At 70.1% G+C, this 23,229-nt stretch carries 23 protein-coding genes and 1 pseudogene; 12 read left to right on the top strand and 12 right to left on the bottom strand.

Translation table 11 applies throughout. The annotated features are described in order from the left end of the window. Positions 1-5 precede the first annotated feature (5 nt). The 8 genes from cysC to dxr are packed head-to-tail and all read left to right on the top strand — an operon-like array spanning position 6 to position 10,052. The gene (cysC, locus tag RKD20_RS31370) at positions 6-617 is read left to right on the top strand and encodes an adenylyl-sulfate kinase (protein WP_424880635.1); all 612 of its coding nucleotides are present in this window, start codon (positions 6-8) and stop codon (positions 615-617) included. After that, entirely contained in the window at positions 614-1,534 is a 921-nt protein-coding gene (cysD, locus tag RKD20_RS31365) for a sulfate adenylyltransferase subunit CysD (protein WP_424880634.1), read from the top strand. Before cysC ends, cysD begins: the two co-directional genes overlap by 4 nt. After that, positions 1,534-2,805, top strand: coding sequence for a sulfate adenylyltransferase subunit 1 (locus RKD20_RS31360; protein WP_424880633.1), 1,272 nt, complete (start codon positions 1,534-1,536; stop codon positions 2,803-2,805). The genes cysD and RKD20_RS31360 overlap by 1 nt, the downstream gene beginning before the upstream one ends. After that, positions 2,802-5,498, top strand: coding sequence for an FAD/NAD(P)-binding protein (locus RKD20_RS31355; protein WP_424880632.1), 2,697 nt, complete (start codon positions 2,802-2,804; stop codon positions 5,496-5,498). The genes RKD20_RS31360 and RKD20_RS31355 overlap by 4 nt, the downstream gene beginning before the upstream one ends. Next, entirely contained in the window at positions 5,485-7,404 is a 1,920-nt protein-coding gene (locus RKD20_RS31350; RefSeq protein WP_424880631.1) for a 2-oxoacid:acceptor oxidoreductase subunit alpha, read from the top strand. Before RKD20_RS31355 ends, RKD20_RS31350 begins: the two co-directional genes overlap by 14 nt. Next, a complete protein-coding gene (locus RKD20_RS31345; protein WP_424880630.1) occupies positions 7,394-8,476 on the top strand; it encodes a 2-oxoacid:ferredoxin oxidoreductase subunit beta in 1,083 nt (360 codons plus the stop codon). The genes RKD20_RS31350 and RKD20_RS31345 overlap by 11 nt, the downstream gene beginning before the upstream one ends. Then, entirely contained in the window at positions 8,473-8,793 is a 321-nt protein-coding gene (gene fdxA, locus RKD20_RS31340) for a ferredoxin (RefSeq protein ID WP_381332315.1), read from the top strand. Before RKD20_RS31345 ends, fdxA begins: the two co-directional genes overlap by 4 nt. After that, positions 8,790-10,052 carry a 1-deoxy-D-xylulose-5-phosphate reductoisomerase gene (gene dxr / locus RKD20_RS31335; protein WP_424880629.1) on the top strand — a complete coding sequence of 421 codons (1,263 nt, stop codon included), beginning with the start codon at positions 8,790-8,792 and terminating at the stop codon, positions 10,050-10,052. The genes fdxA and dxr overlap by 4 nt, the downstream gene beginning before the upstream one ends. 30 nt (positions 10,053-10,082) lie before the next feature. On the opposite strand, the gene RKD20_RS31330 is transcribed toward dxr, so the two are convergent. From RKD20_RS31330 to RKD20_RS31295, 8 genes are all read right to left on the bottom strand, one after another. Next, positions 10,083-11,288: a cytochrome P450 gene (locus tag RKD20_RS31330; protein ID WP_424880628.1), complete on the bottom strand. Its 1,206-nt coding sequence runs from the start codon at positions 11,286-11,288 to the stop codon at positions 10,083-10,085. A 786-nt stretch (positions 11,289-12,074) separates the two neighbouring features. Beyond that, positions 12,075-12,734 carry a hypothetical protein gene (locus tag RKD20_RS31325; protein ID WP_424880627.1) on the bottom strand — a complete coding sequence of 220 codons (660 nt, stop codon included), beginning with the start codon at positions 12,732-12,734 and terminating at the stop codon, positions 12,075-12,077. 199 nt (positions 12,735-12,933) lie between these two features. After that, a complete protein-coding gene (locus tag RKD20_RS31320) occupies positions 12,934-13,119 on the bottom strand; it encodes a hypothetical protein (protein ID WP_424880626.1) in 186 nt (61 codons plus the stop codon). Positions 13,120-13,621: 502 nt separating this feature from the next. Then, positions 13,622-14,773, bottom strand: a complete 1,152-nt coding sequence (locus RKD20_RS31315) for an ABC transporter substrate-binding protein (RefSeq protein WP_424880625.1) — start codon at positions 14,771-14,773, stop codon at positions 13,622-13,624. Positions 14,774-14,836: 63 nt separating this feature from the next. Next, positions 14,837-15,217, bottom strand: a complete 381-nt coding sequence (locus tag RKD20_RS31310; protein WP_424880624.1) for a nuclear transport factor 2 family protein — start codon at positions 15,215-15,217, stop codon at positions 14,837-14,839. 35 nt (positions 15,218-15,252) lie between these two features. Beyond that, positions 15,253-15,663, bottom strand: a complete 411-nt coding sequence (locus RKD20_RS31305) for a nuclear transport factor 2 family protein (protein ID WP_424880623.1) — start codon at positions 15,661-15,663, stop codon at positions 15,253-15,255. 2 nt (positions 15,664-15,665) lie between these two features. Then, a complete protein-coding gene (locus RKD20_RS31300; RefSeq protein WP_424880622.1) occupies positions 15,666-16,472 on the bottom strand; it encodes an MBL fold metallo-hydrolase in 807 nt (268 codons plus the stop codon). Further along, entirely contained in the window at positions 16,469-17,323 is an 855-nt protein-coding gene (locus RKD20_RS31295; RefSeq protein ID WP_424880621.1) for a hypothetical protein, read from the bottom strand. The genes RKD20_RS31300 and RKD20_RS31295 overlap by 4 nt, the downstream gene beginning before the upstream one ends. Before the next feature lie 125 nt (positions 17,324-17,448). On the opposite strand from RKD20_RS31295, the gene RKD20_RS31290 reads away from it, so the two are divergent. After that, positions 17,449-17,886 (top strand): MarR family winged helix-turn-helix transcriptional regulator, encoded by a 438-nt coding sequence (locus tag RKD20_RS31290; protein ID WP_424880620.1) that lies wholly within the window; start codon positions 17,449-17,451, stop codon positions 17,884-17,886. 407 nt (positions 17,887-18,293) lie between these two features. Continuing rightward, a pseudogene (locus tag RKD20_RS31285) lies at positions 18,294-18,713 on the top strand (transposase); the annotation flags it as partial. 128 nt (positions 18,714-18,841) lie between these two features. On the opposite strand, the gene RKD20_RS31280 reads toward RKD20_RS31285, so the two are convergent. Beyond that, entirely contained in the window at positions 18,842-19,435 is a 594-nt protein-coding gene (locus RKD20_RS31280; RefSeq protein ID WP_424883370.1) for a TetR family transcriptional regulator, read from the bottom strand. Positions 19,436-19,549: 114 nt separating this feature from the next. Between RKD20_RS31280 and RKD20_RS31275 the strand changes: the two genes are divergently transcribed. Further along, the gene (locus RKD20_RS31275; protein ID WP_424880619.1) at positions 19,550-20,482 is read left to right on the top strand and encodes an oxidoreductase; all 933 of its coding nucleotides are present in this window, start codon (positions 19,550-19,552) and stop codon (positions 20,480-20,482) included. A 97-nt stretch (positions 20,483-20,579) separates the two neighbouring features. Continuing rightward, a complete protein-coding gene (locus RKD20_RS31270) occupies positions 20,580-21,191 on the top strand; it encodes a DedA family protein (RefSeq protein ID WP_424883369.1) in 612 nt (203 codons plus the stop codon). Between the two features lie 552 nt (positions 21,192-21,743). On the opposite strand, the gene RKD20_RS31265 is transcribed toward RKD20_RS31270, so the two are convergent. The 3 genes from RKD20_RS31265 to RKD20_RS31255 all read right to left on the bottom strand — a co-directional run bounded on the left by RKD20_RS31265 (position 21,744) and on the right by RKD20_RS31255 (position 23,159). Beyond that, on the bottom strand, positions 21,744-22,208 hold the full coding sequence (locus RKD20_RS31265) for a DUF2231 domain-containing protein (RefSeq protein ID WP_207921682.1): 465 nt from the start codon (positions 22,206-22,208) through the stop codon (positions 21,744-21,746). A gap of 31 nt (positions 22,209-22,239) precedes the next feature. Next, entirely contained in the window at positions 22,240-22,515 is a 276-nt protein-coding gene (locus tag RKD20_RS31260) for a hypothetical protein (RefSeq protein ID WP_424880618.1), read from the bottom strand. 233 nt (positions 22,516-22,748) lie between these two features. Then, the gene (locus RKD20_RS31255) at positions 22,749-23,159 is read right to left on the bottom strand and encodes a winged helix-turn-helix transcriptional regulator (protein ID WP_424880617.1); all 411 of its coding nucleotides are present in this window, start codon (positions 23,157-23,159) and stop codon (positions 22,749-22,751) included. Positions 23,160-23,229 lie beyond the last annotated feature (70 nt).

The following is a 23,229-nucleotide window of genomic DNA, read 5'->3' as shown; positions in this document are numbered from 1 at the left end:
GTTGCGTGAAGAGCATTGCGTTCGCCGCCGGGTGGGACGGACCGCCGGCGGCCGCGGGGGCCACCGTCTGGCTGACGGGGCTGCCCAGCTCCGGCAAGACCACCATCGCGCTTGAGCTGGCGGGCCGGCTGCGGGCTGACGGCCATCGGGTGGAGGTGCTCGACGGCGACGAGATCCGCCGCTTCCTCTCGGCCGGCCTCGGTTTCAGCCGGGAGGACCGGCACACCAATGTGCAGCGGATCGGCATGGTGGCGGAGGTCCTGGCCCGCAACGGCGTCATCACGCTGGTCCCGGTGATCGCGCCATACGCGGACAGCCGCGATCTGGTGCGGCTGCGGCACGAGCTGAGCGCCGTCCCCTATGTGGAGGTGCATGTCGCCACGCCGGTGGAGGTCTGCTCCGTACGCGATGTGAAGGGGCTGTACGCCAAGCAGGCGGCCGGCGAGATATCGGGGCTGACCGGCGTCGACGACCCGTACGAGGCACCGGACAAGCCGGATCTGCGGCTGGAGACGCAGGGTCGCACGGTTCAGGAGAGCGCGGCGGCCGTACGCCGACTGCTTGTGGCGCGGGGGCTGTTGGGCTGGGACGCGGACAGTGAGGGGTGGTCGGTATGACGACGGCTCTGCCGGTCCCGGCGGCGGCGCTCACGCATCTGGACGTGCTGGAGTCCGAGGCGGTGCACATCTTCCGTGAGGTGGCGGGCGAGTTCGAGAAGCCGGTGATCCTCTTCTCCGGCGGCAAGGACTCCATCGTCATGCTGCGCCTGGCGCTGAAGGCGTTCGCGCCGGCACCGGTGCCGTTCACGCTGCTGCATGTGGACACCGGACACAATTTCCCCGAGGTCATCGCCTACCGCGACCGCATAGTGGCCGCACATGGGCTGCGCCTCCATGTGGCGTCCGTACAGGACTACATCGACAGCGGAAAGCTGCGCGAGCGCCCGGACGGCACCCGCAACCCCCTGCAGACCCTGCCCCTGACCGAGAAGATCGCTTCGGAGAAGTTCGATGCCGTCTTCGGTGGCGGGCGCCGCGACGAGGAGAAGGCCCGCGCCAAGGAACGCGTCTTCTCACTGCGTGACGAGTTCTCCCAGTGGGATCCGCGCCGCCAGCGCCCCGAGCTGTGGCAGCTCTACAACGGCCGTCACGCTCCCGGCGAGCACGTCCGCGTCTTCCCGCTGTCCAACTGGACCGAGCTGGACGTGTGGCAGTACATCGCCCGCGAACACATCCAACTCCCGCAGATCTACTTCGCACACCAGCGGCCGGTGTTCAAGCGGTCCGGGATGTGGCTGACCGCCGGCGACTGGGGCGGACCCAAGGACGACGAGACGGTCGAGATGCGCCAGGTCCGCTACCGCACCGTGGGCGACATGTCCTGCACCGGCGCCGTCGACTCCACCGCCACCACCCTGGACGCCGTGATCGCCGAGATCGCCGCCTCCCGGCTCACCGAACGCGGCGCAACCCGCGCCGACGACAAGCTCTCCGAGGCAGCGATGGAAGACCGCAAGCGCGAGGGGTACTTCTGATGACGACTGCCGCAGCGCACCGGTCGGCCACCACCCTGCTGCGCTTCGCCACCGCCGGCTCCGTCGACGACGGCAAATCCACCCTCGTCGGCCGGCTGCTCCACGACTCGAAGTCGATCCTCAGCGACCAGCTCGACGCGGTGCGGCGCGCATCGACGGGGGACGCCCCCGATCTGGCGCTGCTCACCGACGGCCTGCGCGCCGAGCGCGAACAGGGCATCACCATCGACGTGGCCTACCGCTACTTCGCCACCCCGAAGCGCCGGTTCATCCTCGCCGACACCCCCGGCCACGTGCAGTACACCCGCAACATGGTCACCGGCGCCTCCACCGCCGACCTCGCCCTCGTCCTGGTCGACGCCCGCAAAGGCGTCGTCGAACAAACCCGCCGCCACGCCGCCGTCGCCGCGCTCCTACGCGTCCCCCACGTCACCCTCGCCGTCAACAAGATGGACCTGGTGGGGTACAAGGAGCAGTTCTTCGCCGCCATCGCAGAGGAATTCACCGCATACGCCGGCGAGTTGGGCATCACCGGGATCACCACGATCCCGATCTCGGCGCTCGCCGGCGACAACGTCGTGGAGCCCTCCCCCCACATGAACTGGTACGGCGGCCCCACCATCCTCGAGCACCTTGAAGCGGTCTCCGCCGACGAGGATCTCGGCGCGGCCCCGGCCCGTCTCCCCGTCCAGTACGTCATCCGGCACGAGGGCGTCCGCCGCTACGCGGGCCGGATCGCCGCCGGCATCCTGCGAGTCGGCGAACAGGTCACCGTGCTGCCCTCGGGGCACACCACCACAATCGCCGCCATCGACGTGCTCGGTCAGGACGTGCCCGCGGCCCGCGCCCCGCAGTCGGTCGCGCTCCGCCTGGCCGATGAACTCGACGTCTCCCGAGGCGACTTGATCGCCCCCACCTCCCGGCTCCCCCACCTCACCCAGGACATCACCGCCACCGTCTGCCATCTGCACGAGCGACCGCTCACGCCCGGCAGCCGGGTGCTGATCAAGCACACCACCCGCACCGTCAAGGCGATCGTCAAGGACATCTTGTACGCGATCGACCCTGGTCGCGGACCCGGCGGCGGTCCGGTCCGCGCACCCGGGGCGCTGCACGTCAACGACCTCGGCGCGGTGGTGCTGCGCAGCGCGCAGCCGCTGCCCCTCGACCCCTATGCCGCTTCCCGGCACACGGGTTCCTTCCTGCTCATCGCCCCGGCCGACGGGGCCACTCTCACGGCCTGTACGACGACCGAAGGGACCGAGCCATGAGCCGCCCAGCCCGTCCGCGCGCGACCGCCCAGGTCGCCGTCGTCGGTGCCGGTGCCGCCGGCGCCCTCACCGCGGCTCGTCTCCTTCAGCACGCCCGGCGGTGCCGGCTCGCGCTGGACGTGTGGTGCGTCGACCCTGCCGAGGACACCGGCCGCGGCGTCGCCTATGCCACGAGTGACCCCCGGCATGTGCTCAATGTGCCGGCGGCCCGGATGAGCGCCTTCGTCGAGGACCCCGAGCACTTCGTCCGCTGGGTCACCCGGCGGCTGCCCGCCGCGACGCCGGCCGCGTTCGTGCCCCGTGCGCTGTACGGGGAGTATCTGTCCGAGGTGCTGGACGAGTTGGCGGCGCCGGGCGGCCCTGCCCGGCTGCACCGCTTGCACGAACGGGTCACCGCTGCCGAACACGGCTGCGGCCGACTCCTGTTGAAGCTCTCCTCCGGGCAGACCCTCAAGGCCGACTCCGCCGTTCTCGCGCTCGGCAGCCTCCCCCCGGACTGCTCCTGGGCCCCGGCTTCGATCGTCGGCTCCCACCGTTTCATCGTCTCCCCCTGGGGCCCGGGCGCGCTCGACTCCGTACCCGACGAGCAGGACGTGCTGCTCGTCGGGACCGGACTGACCATGGTCGATGTGGCGATCGGTCTGGAGCGGCCGGGCCGGGTGGTGCACGCGGTGTCGCGGCACGGCCTGGTGCCGCAGCCGCACACCACCGCCTCGGCCGCCGCCTGCCCGGCGCCCAGGATCCCCGGTGCCATCGGGCTGCCGGAGCTGCGCCGTACGGTCCTCGCCCATCTCGCTCGCGGCCGACGCCAGTCCGGGGACTGGCGGCCGGCCTTCGACAGCATTCGGCAGGTCACCGCCGCCCTGTGGCAGCAGCTGTCCACCGCCGACCGCAGCCGCTTCCTGGCCGAGGACCTGCGGCTGTGGGAGGTGCACCGGCACCGCATCCCACCGGCCTCGGCGAGCACCCTGCACGCCGCCCGGGAGGCCGGGCGGGTGCGCGTCCGGGCAGCCGAGCTGACCGACGCGGAGATCACCGCGGAGGGGATACGGGTCGGGCTCAGCGACGGCACCCGGCTCCAGGTCGGCGCCGTGGTCAACTGCACGGGCCCGCGGGCCGATTGGACGGCGATCGACGACCCGTTCATCCGCGGCCTGCTCGACTCGGGGCTGGCCCGGGTCCATCCCACCGGGCTCGGCCTCGACACCGGCGAGGACGGTCTGCTCCGGACCGCGGCCGGACCGGCCGGCACTCCGGCGATGTGGGCCATCGGGGCACTGCGGCGCGGTGAGCTCCTCGAATCCACCGCCATCCCGGAGATCCGGGTCCAGGCGGACCGCACCGCCGAGGCCGTGGTCTCCCTCCTCGCCGGCCCTGGGCCGGCGGACCGCCGCCCGTCCAGGGACAGGTTCGGTCTCCGGTTGACCACGAATCCGGAGGCGGCCGCCCGCTATGGGGAAGCGCTGGACCGGATCCTGAAGGGACAGCACGGCTCTGTTCCACTGCTCTGCGAGGCACTGACCGCGGATCCCGGTTTCGCGCTCGGCCATGCGGTGCTGGCGCTTCTCGGGCATGAGCACGGCGGGCGGGTCGAGGTGGGCGCCGCACTGGACCGCGCGGGGCGGGCCGCGACCCGGGCCACGGAACGCGAGCGCCGCTTCGTCGCGGCGGTCACCGAACGGATCCGGGACGGCGGACCGGCGGGCGCCGCTGCGCTGCTCAGCCATGTCGCGGCCCATCCGCGGGATGCGCTGGCCGTCTCCCTCGCCGTGCCCACCATCTCCTTCGACGGGGTGACCAGCGGCCGCCAGGCGTGGCAGCTGGTCGAGGGTCTGTCCGGGAGTTACGGCGAGGACTGGTGGTATCTCGGCCAACTCGCCTTCGTACGCCAGGAGCAGGAGCGCTGGGAGGAGGCCGAGACGCTGGCCTGCCGGGCGCTCGCCGCGGAACCGGCGGCCGGGCACGCGGTGCATGCCAGGACCCATGTGTTCTACGAGACCGGGCAGCACCGGGGTGGCCTGACCTGGCTGGACCGCTGGCTGGGCGAGCAAGGCGCCGGCTCGGACCATCGGGCGCACTTCGCCTGGCATGCCGCCCTGCACGAGCTGATGCTGGCCGACGGCGACGCGGTGTTCCGCCGCTACCAGCAGCAGCTGGCGCCTCCGGCGGTGACCGGGGTCCGGGCCGTGGTGGACTCGGCCTCGCTGCTGTGGCGGTGCCGGATGGCGGACCGCTGGCCGGGGCCGCTGCCCGTGGACGCGCTGTTCGACGTGGTGCCGGCCGGCTGGTTGGAGGCTCCGCCCACCGCCTTCGCCGCCCTGCACTGTGCGGTGGCGCTGGCGGCCGCCTCTGATGTACGGCGTCTGCGGGCGCTGCACCGGCATGCGCACGGGCACGACTCCCCCGTCTTCCGGGAGGTGATCGCACCGCTGTGCGAGGCGCTGACCGCGGTGGTCGAGGAGCGCTGGCCGGCGGCCGTCGCCGCACTGCGCCGACTGCGGCCCCGGCTCTCGTCGGTCGGCGGGAGTGCCGCTCAGCACGAGGTCGTGGAGGAGACCCTGTTGTACGCCTTGATATCGGACGGCCGGCAGCATGAGGCGGCCGACATCCTCAGTGCCCGGCTGGACCGGCGGCCCGGCCCGCTGGACGATCGCCGGCGTTCCGTCCTGGAGGTGTCCCATGCAGGTCCGTGAGACCGGGCCCCAGCAGCCCCTTGAGACCACCCCCGCGCAGATCCCCGAGGCCAAGCGGGTGCGGCAGCTGGATCGGGTGATCATCCGGTTCGCGGGTGACTCGGGCGACGGAATGCAGCTGACGGGTGACCGGTTCACCTCGGAGACCGCCTCGTTCGGCAACGACCTGTCCACGCTGCCGAACTTCCCGGCCGAGATCCGGGCGCCCGCCGGCACCCTGCCCGGTGTGTCCAGCTTCCAGCTGCACTTCGCCGACCACGACATCCTCACCCCGGGCGATGCGCCCGATGTGCTGGTGGCGATGAACCCGGCCGCCTTGAAGGCGAACATCGCGGACGTGCCGCGCGGCGCGGAGATCATCGTCAACACCGACGAGTTCACCAAGCGGGCGATGGCCAAGGTCGGCTACGACGTCTCTCCTCTGGAGGACGGCTCGCTGGCGGCCTATCACGTACATCCAGTGCCGCTGACGACGTTGACGGTGGAGGCGCTGAAGGACTTCGAGCTGTCCCGCAAGGAGGCTGAGCGGTCGAAGAACATGTTCGCGCTGGGCCTGCTGTCGTGGATGTACCACCGGCCCACCGAGGGCACCGAGCGGTTCTTGAAGGCGAAGTTCGGCAGGAAGCCCGAGATCATGCGGGCGAATCTGGCGGCCCTCCATGCGGGCTGGAACTTCGGGGAGACCACCGAGGACTTCGCGGTCTCCTACCAGGTCGCCCCCGCCGGCGCCGCCTTCCCCACCGGCACCTACCGCAACATCTCCGGGAACCTGGCCCTGTCCTACGGTTTGATCGCCGCCGCCCACCAGGCCGACCTGCCGCTGTATCTGGGCTCCTACCCCATCACCCCGGCCTCCGACATCCTCCACGAACTCTCCCGGCACAAGAACTTCGGAGTGCGCACCTTCCAGGCCGAGGACGAGATCGCCGGCATCGGCGCCGCGCTGGGTGCGGCCTTCGGCGGCTCGCTGGCGGTGACCACCACCTCCGGGCCCGGTGTGGCACTGAAGTCGGAAACCATCGGGCTGGCCGTCTCGCTGGAACTGCCGCTGTTGATCGTGGACATTCAGCGCGGCGGTCCCTCGACGGGGCTGCCCACCAAGACCGAGCAGGCCGACCTGTTGCAGGCGATGTACGGCCGCAACGGCGAGGCGCCGGTGCCCGTCGTCGCCCCCCGGACCCCCGCGGACTGCTTCGATGCGGCCCTGGAGGCGGCAAGGATCGCACTGACGTATCGCACCCCGGTCTTCCTGCTCTCCGACGGCTATCTCGCCAACGGCTCCGAGCCCTGGCGGATCCCGGCCGTGCACGGCTTGCCCGACCTGCGGGTCCGGTTCGCCACCGCACCGAACCACCAACAGGCCGACGGCACCGAGGTGTTCTGGCCCTACAAGCGCGACCCGGAAACTCTCGCCCGGCCGTGGGCGATCCCCGGCACGCCGGGTCTTGAGCACCGCATCGGCGGCATCGAGAAGCAGGACGGCACCGGGAACATCTCCTACGACCCGGCCAACCACGATTTCATGGTCCGCACCCGCCAGGCCAAGATCGACAACATCGCCGTGCCCGACCTCACCGTCGACGACCCGGACGGTGCCCGCACCCTGGTGCTGGGCTGGGGCTCCACCTACGGCCCGATCACCGCCGCGGTGCGCCGGCTGCGCGCCGAGAGCCACCCCGTCGCCCAGGCCCACCTGCGCCACCTCAACCCCTTCCCGAGCAATCTCGGCGACGTTCTGAGCGCCTATGAGCGCGTCCTCGTTCCCGAGATGAACCTGGGCCAACTGGCCACCCTCCTCAGGGCGAAGTACCTGGTGGACGTGGAAAGTTGCTCCCAGGTCGATGGAATGCCGTTCAAGGCCGAGCAGCTCGCGCTGCGCATTCAGGAGGCCATCGATGCCCGCTGAGGCAGTCTCCCTCGTACCCCGGACCGAACTCCCCCTGGCCGCCAAGGACTTCAAGTCCGATCAGGAAGTGCGCTGGTGCCCCGGCTGCGGCGACTACGCGGTCCTGGCCGCCGTCCAAGGCTTCATGCCCGAACTCGGCCTGCCCAAGGAGAACATCGTCTTCGTCTCCGGCATCGGCTGCTCCTCCCGCTTCCCGTACTACATGAACACCTACGGGATGCACTCCATCCACGGCCGCGCCCCGGCGATCGCGACCGGGCTGGCGTCCTCCCGCCGCGACCTGAGCGTGTGGGTGGTCACCGGGGACGGCGACGCCCTGTCCATCGGCGGCAACCACCTCATCCACGCCCTGCGCCGCAACGTCAACCTCAAGATCCTGCTGTTCAACAACCGGATCTACGGCCTGACCAAGGGCCAGTACAGCCCCACGTCCGAGATCGGCAAGATCACCAAGTCCACGCCGATGGGTTCACTGGACGCGCCGTTCAACCCGGTGTCGCTGGCGCTCGGCGCGGAGGCCTCCTTCGTCGCCCGCACCATCGACTCCGACCGCAAGCACCTCACCGAGGTGCTGCGCGCGGCCGCCGGCCACCCCGGCACGGCCCTGATCGAGATCTACCAGAACTGCAACATCTTCAACGACGGCGCCTTCGAACCCCTCAAGGACAAGCAGCAGGCCGCCGAGGCGGTCATCCGCCTCGAACACGGCCGGCCGATCCGCTTCGGCACCGAAGGCGCCAAGGGTGTCGTGCGGGACGCGACCACCGGTGACCTGAAGGTCGTCCGTGTCACGCCGGAGAACGAGGGTCGGATCCTCGTCCACAACGCGCACACGGCATCACCCACCACCGCGTTCGCTCTGTCCCGGCTCGCCGACCCGGACACCCTGCACCACACCCCCATCGGGGTCTTCCGCAACATCGACCGGCCCGTCTACGACACCCTCATGGCCGACCAACTCGACACCGCCATCGAGAACAACGGCAAGGGCGACCTCACCACCCTCCTCACCGGCAACGACACCTGGACCGTCCCCTCGCACCGCGCACCTCACTCAAGGAGACCGCAGTGACCTATGTGATCGCCCAGCCCTGCATCGACGTCAAGGACAAGGCGTGCATCGAGGAGTGCCCGGTCGACTGCATCTACGAGGGCTCCCGGTCCTTGTACATCCACCCGGACGAATGCGTCGACTGCGGTGCCTGTGAGCCGGTCTGCCCGGTCGAGGCGATCTTCTACGAGGACGACACTCCGGACGAGTGGAAGGACTACTACAAGGCGAACGTCGAGTTCTTCGACGAGCTCGGTTCGCCCGGCGGCGCCGGCAAGCTGGGTCTGATCGAGCGGGACCACCCGATCGTCGCGGCGCTGCCCGCCGGGACACCGTGAGGGGCGCCGCCGGGGTCGCGGCCCCTCTCGCCGATCCGCATCTGGTCTTCGACGCGGCCCAAGGGCGCCGGGATGTCGTGATTCTCGGCTGCACCGGTTCGATCGGCACCCAGGCCATCGACCTGATCCAGCGCAACCCCGATCGGTTCCGGGTCACGGGCCTCGCCGCCGGCACCCGGGTCGCCCTGCTCGCCGAGCAGGCCAGGCGGCTGCGCGTCGACACCGTCGCCATCGCCCGCACCGACGCCGTCCCCGCACTGCGCGAGGCGCTCGCCGCCCACTACGGCAGCCGGCCGATCCCTGAGATCCTGGCCGGCCCGGACGCCGCCACCGAGCTCGCCGCCGCCCCCTGCCACACCGTGCTGAACGGCATCACCGGCTCCATCGGCCTGGCCCCCACGCTCGCCGCCCTCAAGGCCGGCCGCACCCTCGCCCTGGCCAACAAGGAATCACTGATCGTCGGCGGCCCCCTGGTCAAGGCCCTCGCCCACCCCGGGCAGATCATCCCCGTCGACTCCGAGCACGCCGCCCTCTTCCAGGCCCTGGCCGCCGGCAGCCGAGCCGATGTCCGCAAACTGGTCCTCACCGCCTCCGGCGGCCCCTTCCGCGGCCGCACACGGGCCGACCTGACACAGGTCACCCCCGCCGACGCGCTGAACCATCCCACCTGGGCGATGGGCCCGGTGATCACCGTCAATTCGGCCACCCTGGTGAACAAGGGCCTGGAAGTGATCGAGGCCCACCTGCTCTACGACATCCCGTTCGACCGGATCGAGGTCGTGGTCCACCCCCAGTCCTACGTCCACTCCATGGTCGAGTTCACCGACGGCTCCACCCTGGTCCAGGCCACCCCGCCCGACATGCGCGGCCCCGTCGCCATCGGCCTGGGCTGGCCCGAGCGGGTCCCGGACGCCGCCCCCGCCTTCGACTGGACCAAGGCCTCCAGCTGGGAGTTCCTACCGCTGGACAACGAGGCCTTCCCGGCTGTGCAACTCGCCCGCCACGTCGGCACCCTCGGCTCCACCGCCCCGGCCGTGTTCAACGCCGCCAACGAGGAATGCGTCGACGCCTTCCTCGCCGGCACCCTCCCCTTCAACGCCATCGTCGACACCGTCGCCGAGGTCGTGGCCGAAAACGGGCGGCCCACCCCGGGAACCCAGCCGACCTTCCCGGACGTCCTGCAAGCGGAGACCTGGGCCCGCACCCGCGCCCGGGAACTGGCCGCCGCCACACGGAAGGCCGCCGCCGTGATCTCCTGACGGCGGCGGCCTCGTAGCGAGCAATCGGCCTCACCAGGTGACGGGCAGCTCCGTGATCCCGCCGTGCAGCGAGCCGCTGTTGACCCCCAACGCTCCGATGGGCTTGGTCAGTCGCAGCCCCGGGAGCTTGTCGAAGATGCGGGAGAAGACGGCGGCGAGCTCCATGCGGACCAGGGGCGCGCCCAGGCAGTAGTGGCGCCCGAAGCCGAGAGTGAGGTTCGGCTTCGGCGAGCGCAGTACATCGAAGGACTCGGGATCGGCGAATGCGCGTGTGTCGCGGTTCCCGGCCGCGCTGTAGAGCACGAGGAGTTCACCGGCCTTGATCCTGACGCCGTCGAACTCGGCGTCCTCCCGGGCGTACCGGAAGGTCTCCTTGGCGCCGCCGTGCACCACCACCCGCAGGATCTCCTCGACGGCACTGCCGATCCGGTCCGGGTTCCTTTCGAGGATCTCCCGCTGCTCGGGGTGGGCGAGCAGCAGCAGGACCCCGAGGTCGAGGCGGGCGACGGTGGTCTCGTGGCCGGCGAAGAGCAGCATCGCGGCCAGGAAGGCGACATGGCGGTCGTCCAGGCCACCGCCGTCGGCGGCGCAGAGGCTGGACAGGACGTCGTCGCCGGGGTTGCGGCGCTTCTCCGCGACCAGGTCCCCGGTGTAGCTCATCAGCTTGGCCATGCAGTCGCGGGACAGCGCCTCGTCCCGTACACCGGCGATGCCCTGCGTCCATTCACGGAACGGGAGACGGCCCTCGCGCGGCACACCCAGCAGCTCGCAGATGACATTGACGGGCAGCCGGACGGCGAGCTCGCTGTGCAGGTCGGCGGGCGGGCCCTGCGCGACGATGTCGTCCAGGACCTCCTCCACGAGAGCGTCCATACGGGGCCGGAAGGCCTCCATGCTCTTGGGTGAGAAGAAGGGCGAGAGCCGCGCACGAAGCCGCATGCGGTCTTCGGGCTCCGTGTCGAAGTTTCCGCCCGGTCCGCCGATGAGGGTGGAGGCGCCGAGCCGGGGAGCGTGCTCGGGATCGCGGTGCGAGACACCGAAGCGGTCGTCGGAGTAGACCTGTTTGATGGCTTCGTACCCGGTGACCAGCCAGGCCTCGTCGCCGGCGGGCGTGCGTACCTTGGCGAACGGGCACTTCTCGCGCAACTCCCCGGCCAGCGGAGGAGCTTGCAGGAGGTCCGGCTGCGGCAACGGTATGGCGGGAAGGTCGACGACGGGTGCAGCGGCTGGTTCCAAGACAGGTTCCCCTCTATGGACCCGACATCAGACCGGCACCGACACCCGTGCACCTCTGATCATCGGCTGGACGACGGATGCAGCCTAGGTCCGGCCGCACACGCCGTCATCGAGCCCAGGGTTGACGCCGCAGCCCTCCGCACCTCTTCCTCTCCACCCGCGGTTTGAGCGCCCGGGGAGTGTCCTGGGTGTTCTGTCCGGGAAGTCCGGGAGCGCGGCACCGGCGGTCGCCTGCACCGCCTCTCGGGGGCGGTGCGGTGCCGTGGGGCGTGCCCGCACGATCAGCGAGCAGGCCAGGATGAAAAGCCGCAGGCCGCGGCTCGGCTCCCCTACACGAGACGGCTTCTCGCCCGACTGTCGTTTGAGCAGCGGCGGGTTGACTCCCGCATCCGCGAGCACAGGCTTCCGCGCCTTGGTGTCCCAGGCGGTGCGGTTGATCGAGCCGCGCGGCCCCGCGTCGCCCTACGTGTTCCAGGACCATGAGCGTTCGTGCTGCATAGTGCCTCATCGTGCCGCCCGGCGACCTTTTGACTGGTCAGAACACCTGCGAGCGAACCGCCGTCTCGATTGCACCAGTTCGCCGCCTCCTCGTCCCCTTGCAGCGACCGCACAAGACGGGTAGTTCGGTCCTCCGCCTCGGACGGCGGCCGTGTCGCGGCCCTTTCCAGTGCTCGGGGAGGCGTTTCCGTCGCGACACAGACCCTGTACGCGCACGGCACACTGTGGCCGCCGAGTCCGCCATCCGCGCCGGCCGATCTGTCTGCCTCCATGCCCGGGAACACCCGGTCATTCGCTCTCGGGAAGCTCGTTTCTCATCATTGGTTCGATCTCCGGTGGTGGCCGGACGCCGCTGGTGAGCTGGCTCCGTTCGGTGAGCGTGCGGTCGAGTTGGCGCGCGAGGCGGGGGACGGTCGTCGCCGGCAGATACGCCTCCGCGCCCGCGTCGAGCAGTCGACGGACAGGTCCGTGGTAGCTGACTCCGAGCTCGTCGTCCTCGATTTCGGCAACGATGACCCGGGCCTCGGGGAAGGCCCTGCGCAGGCCGGCGATCAGCTGCGGGCTGACCGGCGGCACGAGCAGCACGTCAGCGGTCGCGGGCGCCGCCTGGATGTCGAGCACGATGTAGTCGGCGCCGAGTTGGTCGGACAGGGACACTCGGGCCGACTCCGACAGCTTCATCGCGGTCACGACGACCGTCAGGTTCCCGGAAGCGGTGCGCGGCTCTTCGGCGGCCACGTCCGGCATGCCCCGGGCGATGACCGTGCCCAGGGTGCTGGAAATCCTTGCGATCGGCTCACCGTCCCTCATGACGACCAGGTTCTCGCCGGGTTCAAGGGCGCCGACGAGTGCCGCGACGTCAGAGGGAAGGCGGCTCACATCGATCGCCCGCGGGACGCGCTCGCCGGTCACCAGCTCGGGAAGGAACAGGAAGCGGGGACCGGACACGCTCGGTCGCGGGCTGTCGGGTTGACGGTCCGGGCCGGCGGGGCGCTCAGCACCGGACGGTCCGGCTCGATGACTGCGGCGGGATGAAAGAGCAGCATCTTCACAGTGACCAACTCTCCCACAGCGGCCGGGCGGCAGCCGGAACCCCGGACGGGGACGTCACGGTCCAGCCAGAACATCCACCGAGGCCCTCAGCCCGTCACACGAGGGGCGTGCTGGTCCGCCTCGGCGAGGATGCGTTCGGCCAGTTGCCAGGGCTCGCGTCATCGGTCGGCAGGACAACCGTGTCCGGGCCCAGTCGCTTCTCGCAGGCCATGGCGCCGTCGACCTGCGCAAGTCGCCAGGCCCGCACCCCGGCGTCCCGCTCGGGATCGTGCGGGAACATGATCTGGTCTGTGATGCGTCGGGTGAGGGTCTGTCGGCCGGCCGACAGCCAGCATGTCTGACGCGACCTGCAGACCACTTACGCACCCGCTGGCACAGGCGAAGTCCAACGCCAGCGCCTCGCGGAGAACCTCCTCCAGCAGGAGGAGGACGGCGTCAGCACCCGCACCCCGTGGTCAGTGCTGCACGCCGGCCGCGCCCAACCACCCGTGACCGTCCAACCGGTCAGCGTCTAGGACTACCCGTGTACGGCACCCGCTTCGGCGCCTCAGGCCGGTCGGTAAGCCGAAGCCGCCGAATACCCGGTTCCTGCGCCTGTCGCGTGCACAGGGCTTCGCGCACAGGAACGGGACCACCACGACACCGCCCCATCAACTCACTCGAAGGAGACCATCGTGACCCCGGCGGCCACCAGCCGACGCCCTCCAAACCGGCGGCCGGGAATCGGAGGGCCGCCGGCCCAGCGCGCGGGGAGTGCGGGGCCGGGCGGCACCGGTCGGCGGTCAGGCTCCGGGGTGCAGGCCGAGCCAGCCCGGTGAGGGGTCTCCCTTGACCTCGCCGAAGTACAGGGCGAAGGTCTGCTTCCAGCGCTCGATCGCCGCGCGGTCGGCCATGAAGCGGGGGAAGCCGTCGAGGTTGCCGTTGGGGTACTCCCAGACGGGCTTCAGCCCGGTCGGCGGGGTGACGTCGGTGCGGACCGACCAGCCGTTGGTGGCGGCCTTCTGCTGTTCGACGGAGAGCCGCCAGTTCAGGTACAGCTTGGCGGCGGTGGGGTTCTTGGCCTGCTTGAGGATCGCGGCCCGCTGTCCCCAGGACATGAACGGCGCCTTGTCGGGCAGCACCCACTTGACCGGCCCGGTGGACAGCGGCGCGCCGGATCCGCCGATGCCGATGGCCTTCTGGCCGCTGCTGACGGCCGCGCTCGGGGTGTAGCTGCCGCGGGCGAACTGGAGGTCCTGGGTGGCCAGTCGGGCGAGCCAGTCCCAGCCGTACTTCTGCACGTAGAGGGTGTAGAGGTACAGGACCGCGTCGTCGTCGTGCGGGTAGGAGGAGGCGATCTTCCCCTTCCAGCGGGCGTCGGCCAGGTCGAGCGGACCGCTGGGGATGTCGGAGCCGACCGCGGCGGGACCGTACATGTAGCTGAAGGCGCTCACCTGGACGGCGACCCACGCGCCGTGCGGGTCCTTGAAGGGAGCGTAGAGCTTGGAGAAACCGGCCGGCTTGTAGGCGAGCAGGCGGCCCTGCTCCTTCCAGCGCACGAAGTCCTGAACGGTCTGGAGCTGTACGACGTCGGGTATCAGGGTGTCGGTCGCGAACTGGTTGTCGACGCGGACGTCGTGGAACTTGCTGTAGTCGACGACCACCGTCAGGTCGATGCCCGGGAACCGGCTCTTGAAGCCGTTGCGGATTCCGTCCGCCTGGCTAGAGACATCGCCGCCGGCGTAGAGCACGAGCTTGCCGCCCTCCGCGAGGGCTGCTTGGTAGAGCTCGTCAAGAGTCCGCTTCTCCTCGCCGCCGCCCGTTGCCACGCGCCCCGCAGAGGCTTGGCCGGTGGCGGCCTGAGCGGGGGTGACGGAGGCAGTGGCGACACCGAGACCGAGAGCGGCGCCCGCTCCGGTGGCAAGCAGGCGGCGTCGGCTGGGAAGGCTGGTCATGGTGGGGGGAGCCTCTCTATCCGTTCTGTTCTGTTCGGTTGTCTGTGTGCTGCTGCTGTGGGGTCAGAACATGGTGTTGTCGTTGGCGCTCTTCTCGGGCACCTCCTGGATCACGTCCCAGTGCTCGACGATCTTCCCGTCGGCGACGCGCCAGAAGTCCGCGACGGCCATGCCCCGGTCACCGGGCTTGAGGTGCAGGTTGCTGTGGGTGACCACCAAGTCCCCTTCGGCGACCACGCGCTTGATGTCCAGGCGCAGGTCGGGGAACTGCCCGCGCAGCCAGTGCACATAGCCGACGAAGGCACCCGGGCCGTCCTGCGCCTCGGGGTTGTGCTGGGTGTAGCTCTCGCCGAGGTGCGCGGCGGCGGCCGCCTCGGGCTGATAGTCGTTGAAGGCCTGCTCGTAGAAGGCGGTCACGAGTGACTTGTTGTCCGCAGCGGACATCTCTGTCTCCTGCCTCTCGGTGGGTGCGGTACGACTCAGTCGTTCATGGCGTCGCGGACGAGCGCCGTGTCCACGAACTGTTCGAAGCGGACGATGAGTCCGCCCCGTACGACGAAGTGGTGCGCGACCCGGACGTCGATCAGCTTGCCGGTGGCCTTGTTGGTCGCGGTGTAACGGGCGAGGACGACGACGTTCTCGCCGTCGACGACGTAGGTGTCGTCGTGCGCGGCCCAGCCCTCCCACTCCTTGCCCAGCTGCTCCATGACGTTCGAGGTGACGCCCTCGGGCGTGCGATAGGTCCCGGCCAGCGGGAAGCCGGCCATCTCCGTCCACTCCACGTCGGGGGCGAGGGTGGCGCGCAGGGCGTCCAGGTCACCGGCTGCGGAGGCCAGGTACTGGCGGCGGACGACGTCGGCGGGAGCCGTCGACGAGGCGAACTCGCTCATGGTCAGCCCCACTTCATCTCGCCCTTGGCGACCTTCGAGCCGATCTGGGCGGCGATCAGCATGCCGTTGTCCGGGAAGCGCTTGACCAGGGCGTCGTTCAGCGCGGCACCGTCGGCGGCCTTGCCCAGTTCCTCCTCGAAGGCGACCAGGTAGTCACGGGTGGCGCTGATGGCGGAGCCGTCGGCCGCGGTGCCGGGGAGGCGGTGGCCGGGGACGACCAGTTCCGGGTCGAGGGCGGCCATCTCGTCGAGCAGGCCGATCCAGGCGGCGCGGTCGCCGGGGGTGGGGGTGTCGGCGACCCAGACGTGCTCCTGCTGGAAGAGCAGGACGCCGCCGAGCAGGGCGCGGTGCTCGGCCTGCCAGAGGTAATGGCGGTCGGACAGGCCGGCCGGGCCGCCCCTCAGCTCGAAGCGGTGGCCCTCCAGGGTGAGGTCGCCGGTCAGCGGCTCCAGGTCGACCAGGCGGGTGGGCAGGTTCGGGCCGAGCGCAGCCCAGGCCTTGAGCTTGCCCTCGTACGAGTGGGCGATGTGCTCGATGACGATCGGGGTGGCCACGAACCTCGCCTCGGGGAAGGCGTCGGCGATCACCTCGGCGCCGAAGTAGAAGTCGGGGTCGCCGTGGGAGACGAAGACGGTGGTCAGCGTCTTGCCCGAGTCGAGGATCTCGGCGACCAACCGGTGGCCGTCGGCGCGGGTGAAGGCCGCGTCCACCAGCAGCGCCTCGCTCTCGCCGGTGACGAGGGTGGCCGTCTTGTTCTTGCTGCCGGCCGGGAAGTCGAGGTCGAGGACTGTGAAGGAGAGGGTGCTCATGCGTGCTTCCTCGGGTGAAGGGTGATGGTCGGGGAAATCGCCTCGCGGCAAGGTGTACGACGTGAACGGAGTCGAGGCGGGCAGCCCGTGTCGAGCAGGGGTTCAGCCCTGGGTGCCCGGCTGGTCGAACGGGTGGAGGCTGAGGACGTGGGGCCGGACGAGTCGGCGCCATGTACATCGCCGGTGCGGAGGCCGAGGCGGGCCGTGTGACGGTCGAGGGCAGCGCGGTCGCTCATGAACCGGCCGACGCCGGACGGGTTCATGGTGGCGTGGCCGAAGATGCCCTTGCGGCCGGCGGGCGGGGCGACGCCCGTGCGGGCGCCCAGGCGCCGATTGCGTGCTCCCGCACGTCCTTGGAGAGCAGCCGGCTCAGGTACGGCTTGACGGCGGGCTGGTACGGAGCGTTCTTGAGGAGGGACGCCGGTCTGCGGCAAGGCCGCCCAGGGGGACTTGCGGGGCAGGGTGAGCGTCGGGAGACCGCTGGCGCTGTCGCCGCTGCCGAAGTCCGCCACGTGGCCGCCGGTTCCCGCCGGGTCGGCGGAATCCCGGGTGCCCCGCACGAACCTCGAGTGCTGGGCGAGCGGTTCCTTCGGGTAGTCGAAGCGGCAAGTGCCGGTGAGCGCCTTGATCTGCGGGTGGACCGTCTTCCAGCCGACCGGCGTGCAGTACCGGCAGGCCGCCGAGCACCACGTCGTCGACAGCGCCCGCAACCGGGCCTCCTCGCTTGAGCCGGTCCGCTCGGCGGTGGAGGAGGCGGCGGCGTCCGCCGAAGCGGGTGCAGACAGGCCGGACGCGAGGACGCCGCCCATGGGAGCTACGACGCCGAAGGCGGCCAGGACGCGCTTTCCCATGGGGCGGACTCCACATCTGCGGGGTGGACACGGCGAAGTATCTGCCGACGCAGACAATATATCTGCCTTAACAGATATTGCAACAGCAGATTCTTCCGCTCATGTTCTTCTGCCATCCTTGAGGAGTGAACGAGCAACTGCTGAACGACGACGACGTGACGCTCTTCGGTCTCTTCGTGGAGGCCCACAGCCGTATCAAGCCCCTGGTGAACCGCGATCTCGATATACCGCACACCTGGTTCGAAGTGCTGCTGCGACTGGCCCGCACCCCCGGCCACCAGCTCCGCATGACGGACCTGGCAGAGGCCGTGTCCTTCAGCTCGGGCGGCTTCACCCGGCTCGCCGACCGCATGGAAAAGGAAGGACTCATCCGCCGCGACCCCGATCCTGCCGACCGACGAGCCGCACTCGCCGTACTGACCGACAAGGGCGGTCAGGCGCTCGACCACGCACTGACCGCCCACGTCTCCCACCTGCGCAACCACCTCTCCGGACCACTCTCAGCCCAGGACCGCCGCCACCTTGAGCGCATCCTTCGCACGCTCCGCGACGCGAACGCGTAAGTTCCCGTCCTTGATCCGGATCACCGCCGCGGGCTTCGGACGCCGCCAGAGCCTGCCTCTGGCTCCACCGGCGACCTATCTTGGCGAGCACGTTGCAGTAGCTGCTTCCCGGCGTCCGGAGTCCCGCCGGGCCTATGACGGCCGTCACGACCCGGTGCCGTACGCCCAGCTCCTCGCGCTGATCGAGGTCGCGTCCAGGCCCAGGCCCAGAGCCTCACCAACCCCCCGACCACGAGGTCACCCGTTCCTGCGCGGGCGCCGCTCTCCATTCCTCGCCATGGCCCGTCGAGGTCACCGACGACGAGCGGAGCACCGTCCTGACCGCCGCGGACGGCGGGGTCCTGCGCTTGCAGCGCGCCCTGGACCCCTCCACACCCGACACCCGCCCCGCGACGGCGGCCGGCAGCTTCCTCGCGATGCGGGTCCGGCCGGCCGGGGTGCGCTCGCGTCGGCTGGCCCAGCAGGCCACGGTGGCCGGGCACGGCCGGTGAGACGGTGCCCTGCCGGAGGTGCGGCTGCTGGCCGAATGACCCGATGGCGAGGAGGAACCGACCCGGTTCCGGCTATCCGACCTACCCGACGACACACCGATCCCGGAGCTGGTCCGCCTGGCAAAGATTCGCTGGCGCATTGAGCACGACTACCGGGAACTCAAGCACGGCCTGGGCCTGGACCATTTCGAGGGCCGTTCCTGGACCGGGTGGCATCACCACGTCCCCCTGGTCACCGCCGCCCACGCGTTCCTCACCGAGCAGCGGCTGGCCCCAAAAGCCGATACAGCGGACTCACCCTGTACCAGATCCTCGACGCCATCCAGGCCCTGCTGAATTGCTGGACCGGTACCTGCACCACCTGCCACCAACCCCTGCCCGGGAGGACAACACCAAGATCAAGAAAGACCTAACAGAGTCCTACTGGTCGCCGTGTGACGGGCCGATATGCAGTTCGGAGTCGGTCAGCCCGCATCGACTCCGAGTTCGATCACCGGTCCGACCAGGGCAAGAGCCTGATCGACGACATCGTCCAGGCTTTCGCTGCCGTCGCTGTCCACCCAGCGGCGCAGGGCGGCTTGGAAGGCCGTCAGGGCGACGCCGGCAGCGACGGCAGGACGCAGGTCGACGTCCGGGTCCAGTCCGGCACGCAGGGCGAGGATGCCGGTCATCTCGGCCTGCCACTGGGACTGCCGCTCCAGGAAGCGGGCCAGAAGGGCCGGGGTGTCGAGGATCAGTCTGCTCACGCGCAGCATCTTGGCCGGATTGCCGACGCTCATCGAGGTGAACACCGACAGGGCGCGACGCAACGCCACCGCGGGCGGCTCGTCGGCGGGCCGGGCGTTCAGCTCCGCGCACAGCCTCACGCCGGCTTCCGCCAGCATGTGCACGATCACGTCTTCCTTGGAATCGAAGTAGCGCGAGAACGTACGGCGTGACATTCCCACGGCGGCCACGATCTGGTCGACCGTCGTCTCTTCGAATCCCTGGTCGGCCAGCAGCTTGACCGCGGCCTCCGCCAGTTCGCTGCGCACGAGCAGGCGCTTGCGCTCCGCCATGTTGGCCGCCGGGGCCGTCTTTGTATCTCCCACGACACCGATGCTAGTCCGAGCCAGAGAAGTCCCGACAGGCCCTTGTTGACTCACTGTGTCATGGACGGCAGTCTGGGTCTCATGTCAGACAGCAAATGGACCGCATCCCGCATCCCCGACCTGACGGGCCGGACCTTCGTCGTCACCGGAGCCAACAGCGGCCTCGGCCTGGCCACCACTCGCCACCTGGCGCGGCACGGTGCGCACGTCGTCATGGCCGTACGCAACGAGGCCAAGGGCCGCCGGGCCGTCGCCGACATCCGCGCCGCCGATCCCGACGCAAGCCTTGAGACGCGCCATCTCGACCTCGCCGACCTGGACTCGGTCAAGGCGTTCGCCGCCCGCGCGCACGACGACGCCCTGCAGGTCGACGTCCTGATCAACAACGCGGGTGTCATGACGCCACCCCGAACGCTGAGCCCCCAGGGCCACGAGTCACAGTTCGCCGGCAACCACCTCGGCCACTTCGCCCTCACCGGCCTGCTCATGGACCTGCTGCGGCAGGGGCGTGACCCGCGCGTGGTGACCGTCAGCTCGATCGGACATCACGGCGGGCAGATCCACTTCGACGACCTCTCCGGCGCCCGGAAGTACCAGCGCGTGAAGTACTACGACCAGTCGAAGTTCGCCAACGTCCTTTTCGGCCTGGAACTCGACCGCAGGCTCCGCGCGGCCGACAGCCCGGTACGCAGCCTGCTAGCCCACCCTGGGATCACAGCCACCAACCTCCAGCAAACTGGCCCGACCGGCCTGTTCCGGGTGGGAGGCGCCCTCGTCAACCGGCTGTTCGCCCAGGACGTCGAGATCGGCGCGCTTCCCCAGCTGCGCGCCGCGACGGCACCGGACGTCGAAGGCGGGCAGTTCTTCGGCCCCGACGGATGGAAGGAGTTGCGCGGACATCCCACGGTCGTCCGCCCCGACCCTGCGGCGCAGGACCCTGACACCGCACGCCGCCTGTGGGTGCTGTCCGAGGAACTGACCGGTGTGGTCTACGCACCCGCCCCTTCAGCATGACCCAAGGCCGTCTTCGGCCCGCAAACAGCTGCAGCGGTGAGCAAGTGCCCTGAGGAGTGCGTGCAGCCGCGCCTCGGCCTCACGGATCCGAACGGTGATGAGACTCTTTGAAATCGGCCAGACCCGCTTCTCTTCCCCACTTGTTCCGGTTTCGGACGGTGTGGGGAGGGTGGGGAGTGTGAGCATGCTTGAGGGGTCGCCGATCGTCAGGTCGGCGGCCCCTGGCCTCGGTTACGCGCTGGGCCGACGTTGCGAACGGCATCCGGACACTTGGCTGGCGCGCCGGCTCCGATCCGACAGCTGGAGCGGCATGGCCCAGACGTTCCTGACGCGTCGCGGCGGAGCCGCCGTGCTCACCGGCAGGTTCGTCGGAGTCATCCGGGCCTTCCCACCCTTCGCCGCTGGAGCGTCCGGCATGCCGTACCGCCGCTTCTTCTACGGCGCGACCGCATCGCTGGTCCAGGGCAGCGGTAACGTGCTCCTCGGCTACTTCGTCGGCGCGGCGGCGACCAGGGTCCTGCACTCGGCGGGGCTGATCGGCGCCGCCGTGCTTGCCGCCGTTGCTGTGGCGCTGTTCTGCGTCGTTCGGATCCTCAAGCGCCGTCGCGGCCGCGTGCAGGCGGTGAGTGCCGTGGTGGCGTCGGGCGGGGTTCCTCGAACCTCCGAACAGCGGCCAATGCGCGTCGTCACGCATTCCGAGGAGAACTAGTCCATGGGACGCGCCGGGCAGCGCATGGAAACCGGCAGCCGGCTCGCCCGCCCCGAGAACTCCCCGGCGGGACCTGCACTGACCGCGCGGCACCGACGTAGGCACGGGTCGCCCGCACCCTCGACAGACCCACGCCGCCGCACGCCAAAGGCGTCGGATTCGGCACCGACGCTGGTGATCGCCGACGTCCCGCCCGTCTCCCCCGGTATCCCAGCGGCCGCGCATGTCAGCACCCGGCGCGAACTCGGTGAGACGGCCATGAGGCTTCTCAGCACCGCGGAGCGAGGTCGGACGGGTCGACCGGGGCACTGGCGGGCGGCGGAGCAGCCGCCTCGACGCTCCCACGGGCACTGTATGCCGTCGAAGGCCAGACCGGTGTGGAGCTGGTCGCGACGATCAGCCGCCCGTCACGCCCTCGGCCCGGGCCCCCATTCGCAGGCCCCGGGCAGCGGTTCGAACCACTCCGGCGTTTCCGGTCAGGCCGTCCACCGCCACCCCGTCCTGCGTGGACGGCGGCGAACTGCCTGCCCGCCGGCGAAGCCCGACGGCGCGTCAGAGCACGCCGGTCCAGACCAGCTTGGCGCCCGAGTCGCCGGCCAGGTACGAGTAGACGAGATTGAGGCCGGAGAGGCCCACCACGACGACAACGAGCGCCGCAGGCGCCCAGCGTGGCATACGGGCTCCGCGCTTCGAGCGAACCTGCAGCAACAACAGAATGGTCGTTATACCGAGTCCCAGACTGAGAAGCTGCAACGTGTCGGCGTAGTCCGCGTGTTGCGCCACCTTGTGAAGCACGCTGCTCGGGTAGTGCTTCTCGGTGACCACTTCCTGCAGGCTTTCACCGGACTCCCGGGCGACGATCGCCATGAGAGGAGTCACCACCGCGAGCACCCACACCACCCAGCCCAGCTGGGGGCGGAACCGGGGCAGCATGGCGTATCCAGCAGCGCCCAGCGCCAGCAACGGGATGAGCACTACCGCCGCGTGCACTGCAAGCGGGTGCAGGGGGAGACCCATGAATTCTTTGAACACTGCTCGCTCTCGTTCCCTAGTGCATGAATGCCGGCTCGGCCGTGGTCGACTCGTGCCGGCCCTTTGACGAGTCAGCCGACATGCGGACGAACGGCGCCGCCTGCTCCACACCGGTCCCCAACTGGACCGTGGTGACAGTGACGGCGCCGTTGGCCTGGTTGCCCTGCGAGACGCCTCGCATGGCCATGGGACCGGCCACCGCCGTGGTGACGAGGGCGTTCAGCAGGGTCTGCCGAGCGAGGCGCCCGACTGTCGGGGGCTGCTCCCGGTGCGCCGGGCGCGTCGGCGTCATGGTTGCCGAGGCCGGACAGTGCGGTGTTCGGCGTCGGTACGTGCATCCGGCCCGGACCGAAGCCGCTGCCGACCCCGGTGAAGAGGACCTGGCCGACGGTCCGCTCGCTCTCGGCATGTGGCCCAAGATGCATCAGATGACACAGTGTGTCAATGGTGACCCAATGCGATCTACCCAGACGATGCGTCGGGCATCCGCGCTGCACCCGGCGCCGACAGCCGGTCGCCGAGCGGTCAGGACCGGGCTGCTGGTGCCGCGGCGCGGGCCCGGTGCGCGCGGATCTCGTCGTGGTGGTCGGCGGCCCAGCCGATCAGGGACGTCACGATCTCGTGGAGGCCGCGGCCCAGCGGGGTGAGGGAGTACTCGACGCGCGGCGGGACCTCCGCGTATGCGGTGCGGGTGATCAGACCGTCCTCGTGGAGCTGGCGGAGCGTGAGGGTGAGCATCCGCTGGGAGATGCCGGGGACCTGGCGCTGCAGGTCGGTGTAGCGCAGCGGGCCGGCCTCCACCACCGCGATGAGCAGCAGGCTCCACTTGTCGCCGACGCGGTCGAGGACCTGCCGGATGAACTCCATGTGCACGGCGGGGATGCGGGCACAGGGCCCCACCGCCGCCGCACCGCCCGAACTGCCGGTGACCTCCATGACGCACATTCCTCTCCGGCACGAACACCGATGTGCCTTTTGTATCGACTTCCATACTGGCCCATCATGG

The sequence above is a fragment of the Streptomyces sp. SLBN-8D4 genome, from assembly GCF_049739545.1.
Taxonomy (GTDB): domain Bacteria; phylum Actinomycetota; class Actinomycetes; order Streptomycetales; family Streptomycetaceae; genus Streptomyces; species Streptomyces canus_C.
This window is presented reverse-complemented; position numbering and strand designations above follow the sequence as displayed.

What these genes read in the sequence shown, in the direction of transcription:
- RKD20_RS31360 (WP_424880633.1), top strand. Translation starts at nt 1,534, where the DNA reads ATGACGACTGCCGCAGCGCACCGGTCGGCCACCACCCTGCTGCGCTTC.
- RKD20_RS31255 (WP_424880617.1), bottom strand. Translation starts at nt 23,159, where the DNA reads ATGGAGGTCACCGGCAGTTCGGGCGGTGCGGCGGCGGTGGGGCCCTGT.
- RKD20_RS31345 (WP_424880630.1), top strand. Translation starts at nt 7,394, where the DNA reads ATGCCCGCTGAGGCAGTCTCCCTCGTACCCCGGACCGAACTCCCCCTG.
- RKD20_RS31350 (WP_424880631.1), top strand. Translation starts at nt 5,485, where the DNA reads ATGCAGGTCCGTGAGACCGGGCCCCAGCAGCCCCTTGAGACCACCCCC.
- RKD20_RS31320 (WP_424880626.1), bottom strand. Translation starts at nt 13,119, where the DNA reads ATGTTCCCGCACGATCCCGAGCGGGACGCCGGGGTGCGGGCCTGGCGA.
- RKD20_RS31265 (WP_207921682.1), bottom strand. Translation starts at nt 22,208, where the DNA reads ATGGGTCTCCCCCTGCACCCGCTTGCAGTGCACGCGGCGGTAGTGCTC.
- RKD20_RS31305 (WP_424880623.1), bottom strand. Translation starts at nt 15,663, where the DNA reads ATGAGCGAGTTCGCCTCGTCGACGGCTCCCGCCGACGTCGTCCGCCGC.
- cysD (WP_424880634.1), top strand. Translation starts at nt 614, where the DNA reads ATGACGACGGCTCTGCCGGTCCCGGCGGCGGCGCTCACGCATCTGGAC.
- RKD20_RS31300 (WP_424880622.1), bottom strand. Translation starts at nt 16,472, where the DNA reads ATGAGCACCCTCTCCTTCACAGTCCTCGACCTCGACTTCCCGGCCGGC.
- RKD20_RS31315 (WP_424880625.1), bottom strand. Translation starts at nt 14,773, where the DNA reads ATGACCAGCCTTCCCAGCCGACGCCGCCTGCTTGCCACCGGAGCGGGC.
- RKD20_RS31260 (WP_424880618.1), bottom strand. Translation starts at nt 22,515, where the DNA reads ATGACGCCGACGCGCCCGGCGCACCGGGAGCAGCCCCCGACAGTCGGG.
- RKD20_RS31355 (WP_424880632.1), top strand. Translation starts at nt 2,802, where the DNA reads ATGAGCCGCCCAGCCCGTCCGCGCGCGACCGCCCAGGTCGCCGTCGTC.
- RKD20_RS31280 (WP_424883370.1), bottom strand. Translation starts at nt 19,435, where the DNA reads ATGGCGGAGCGCAAGCGCCTGCTCGTGCGCAGCGAACTGGCGGAGGCC.
- RKD20_RS31310 (WP_424880624.1), bottom strand. Translation starts at nt 15,217, where the DNA reads ATGTCCGCTGCGGACAACAAGTCACTCGTGACCGCCTTCTACGAGCAG.
- RKD20_RS31275 (WP_424880619.1), top strand. Translation starts at nt 19,550, where the DNA reads ATGTCAGACAGCAAATGGACCGCATCCCGCATCCCCGACCTGACGGGC.
- RKD20_RS31295 (WP_424880621.1), bottom strand. Translation starts at nt 17,323, where the DNA reads ATGGGAAAGCGCGTCCTGGCCGCCTTCGGCGTCGTAGCTCCCATGGGC.
- RKD20_RS31270 (WP_424883369.1), top strand. Translation starts at nt 20,580, where the DNA reads ATGAGACTCTTTGAAATCGGCCAGACCCGCTTCTCTTCCCCACTTGTT.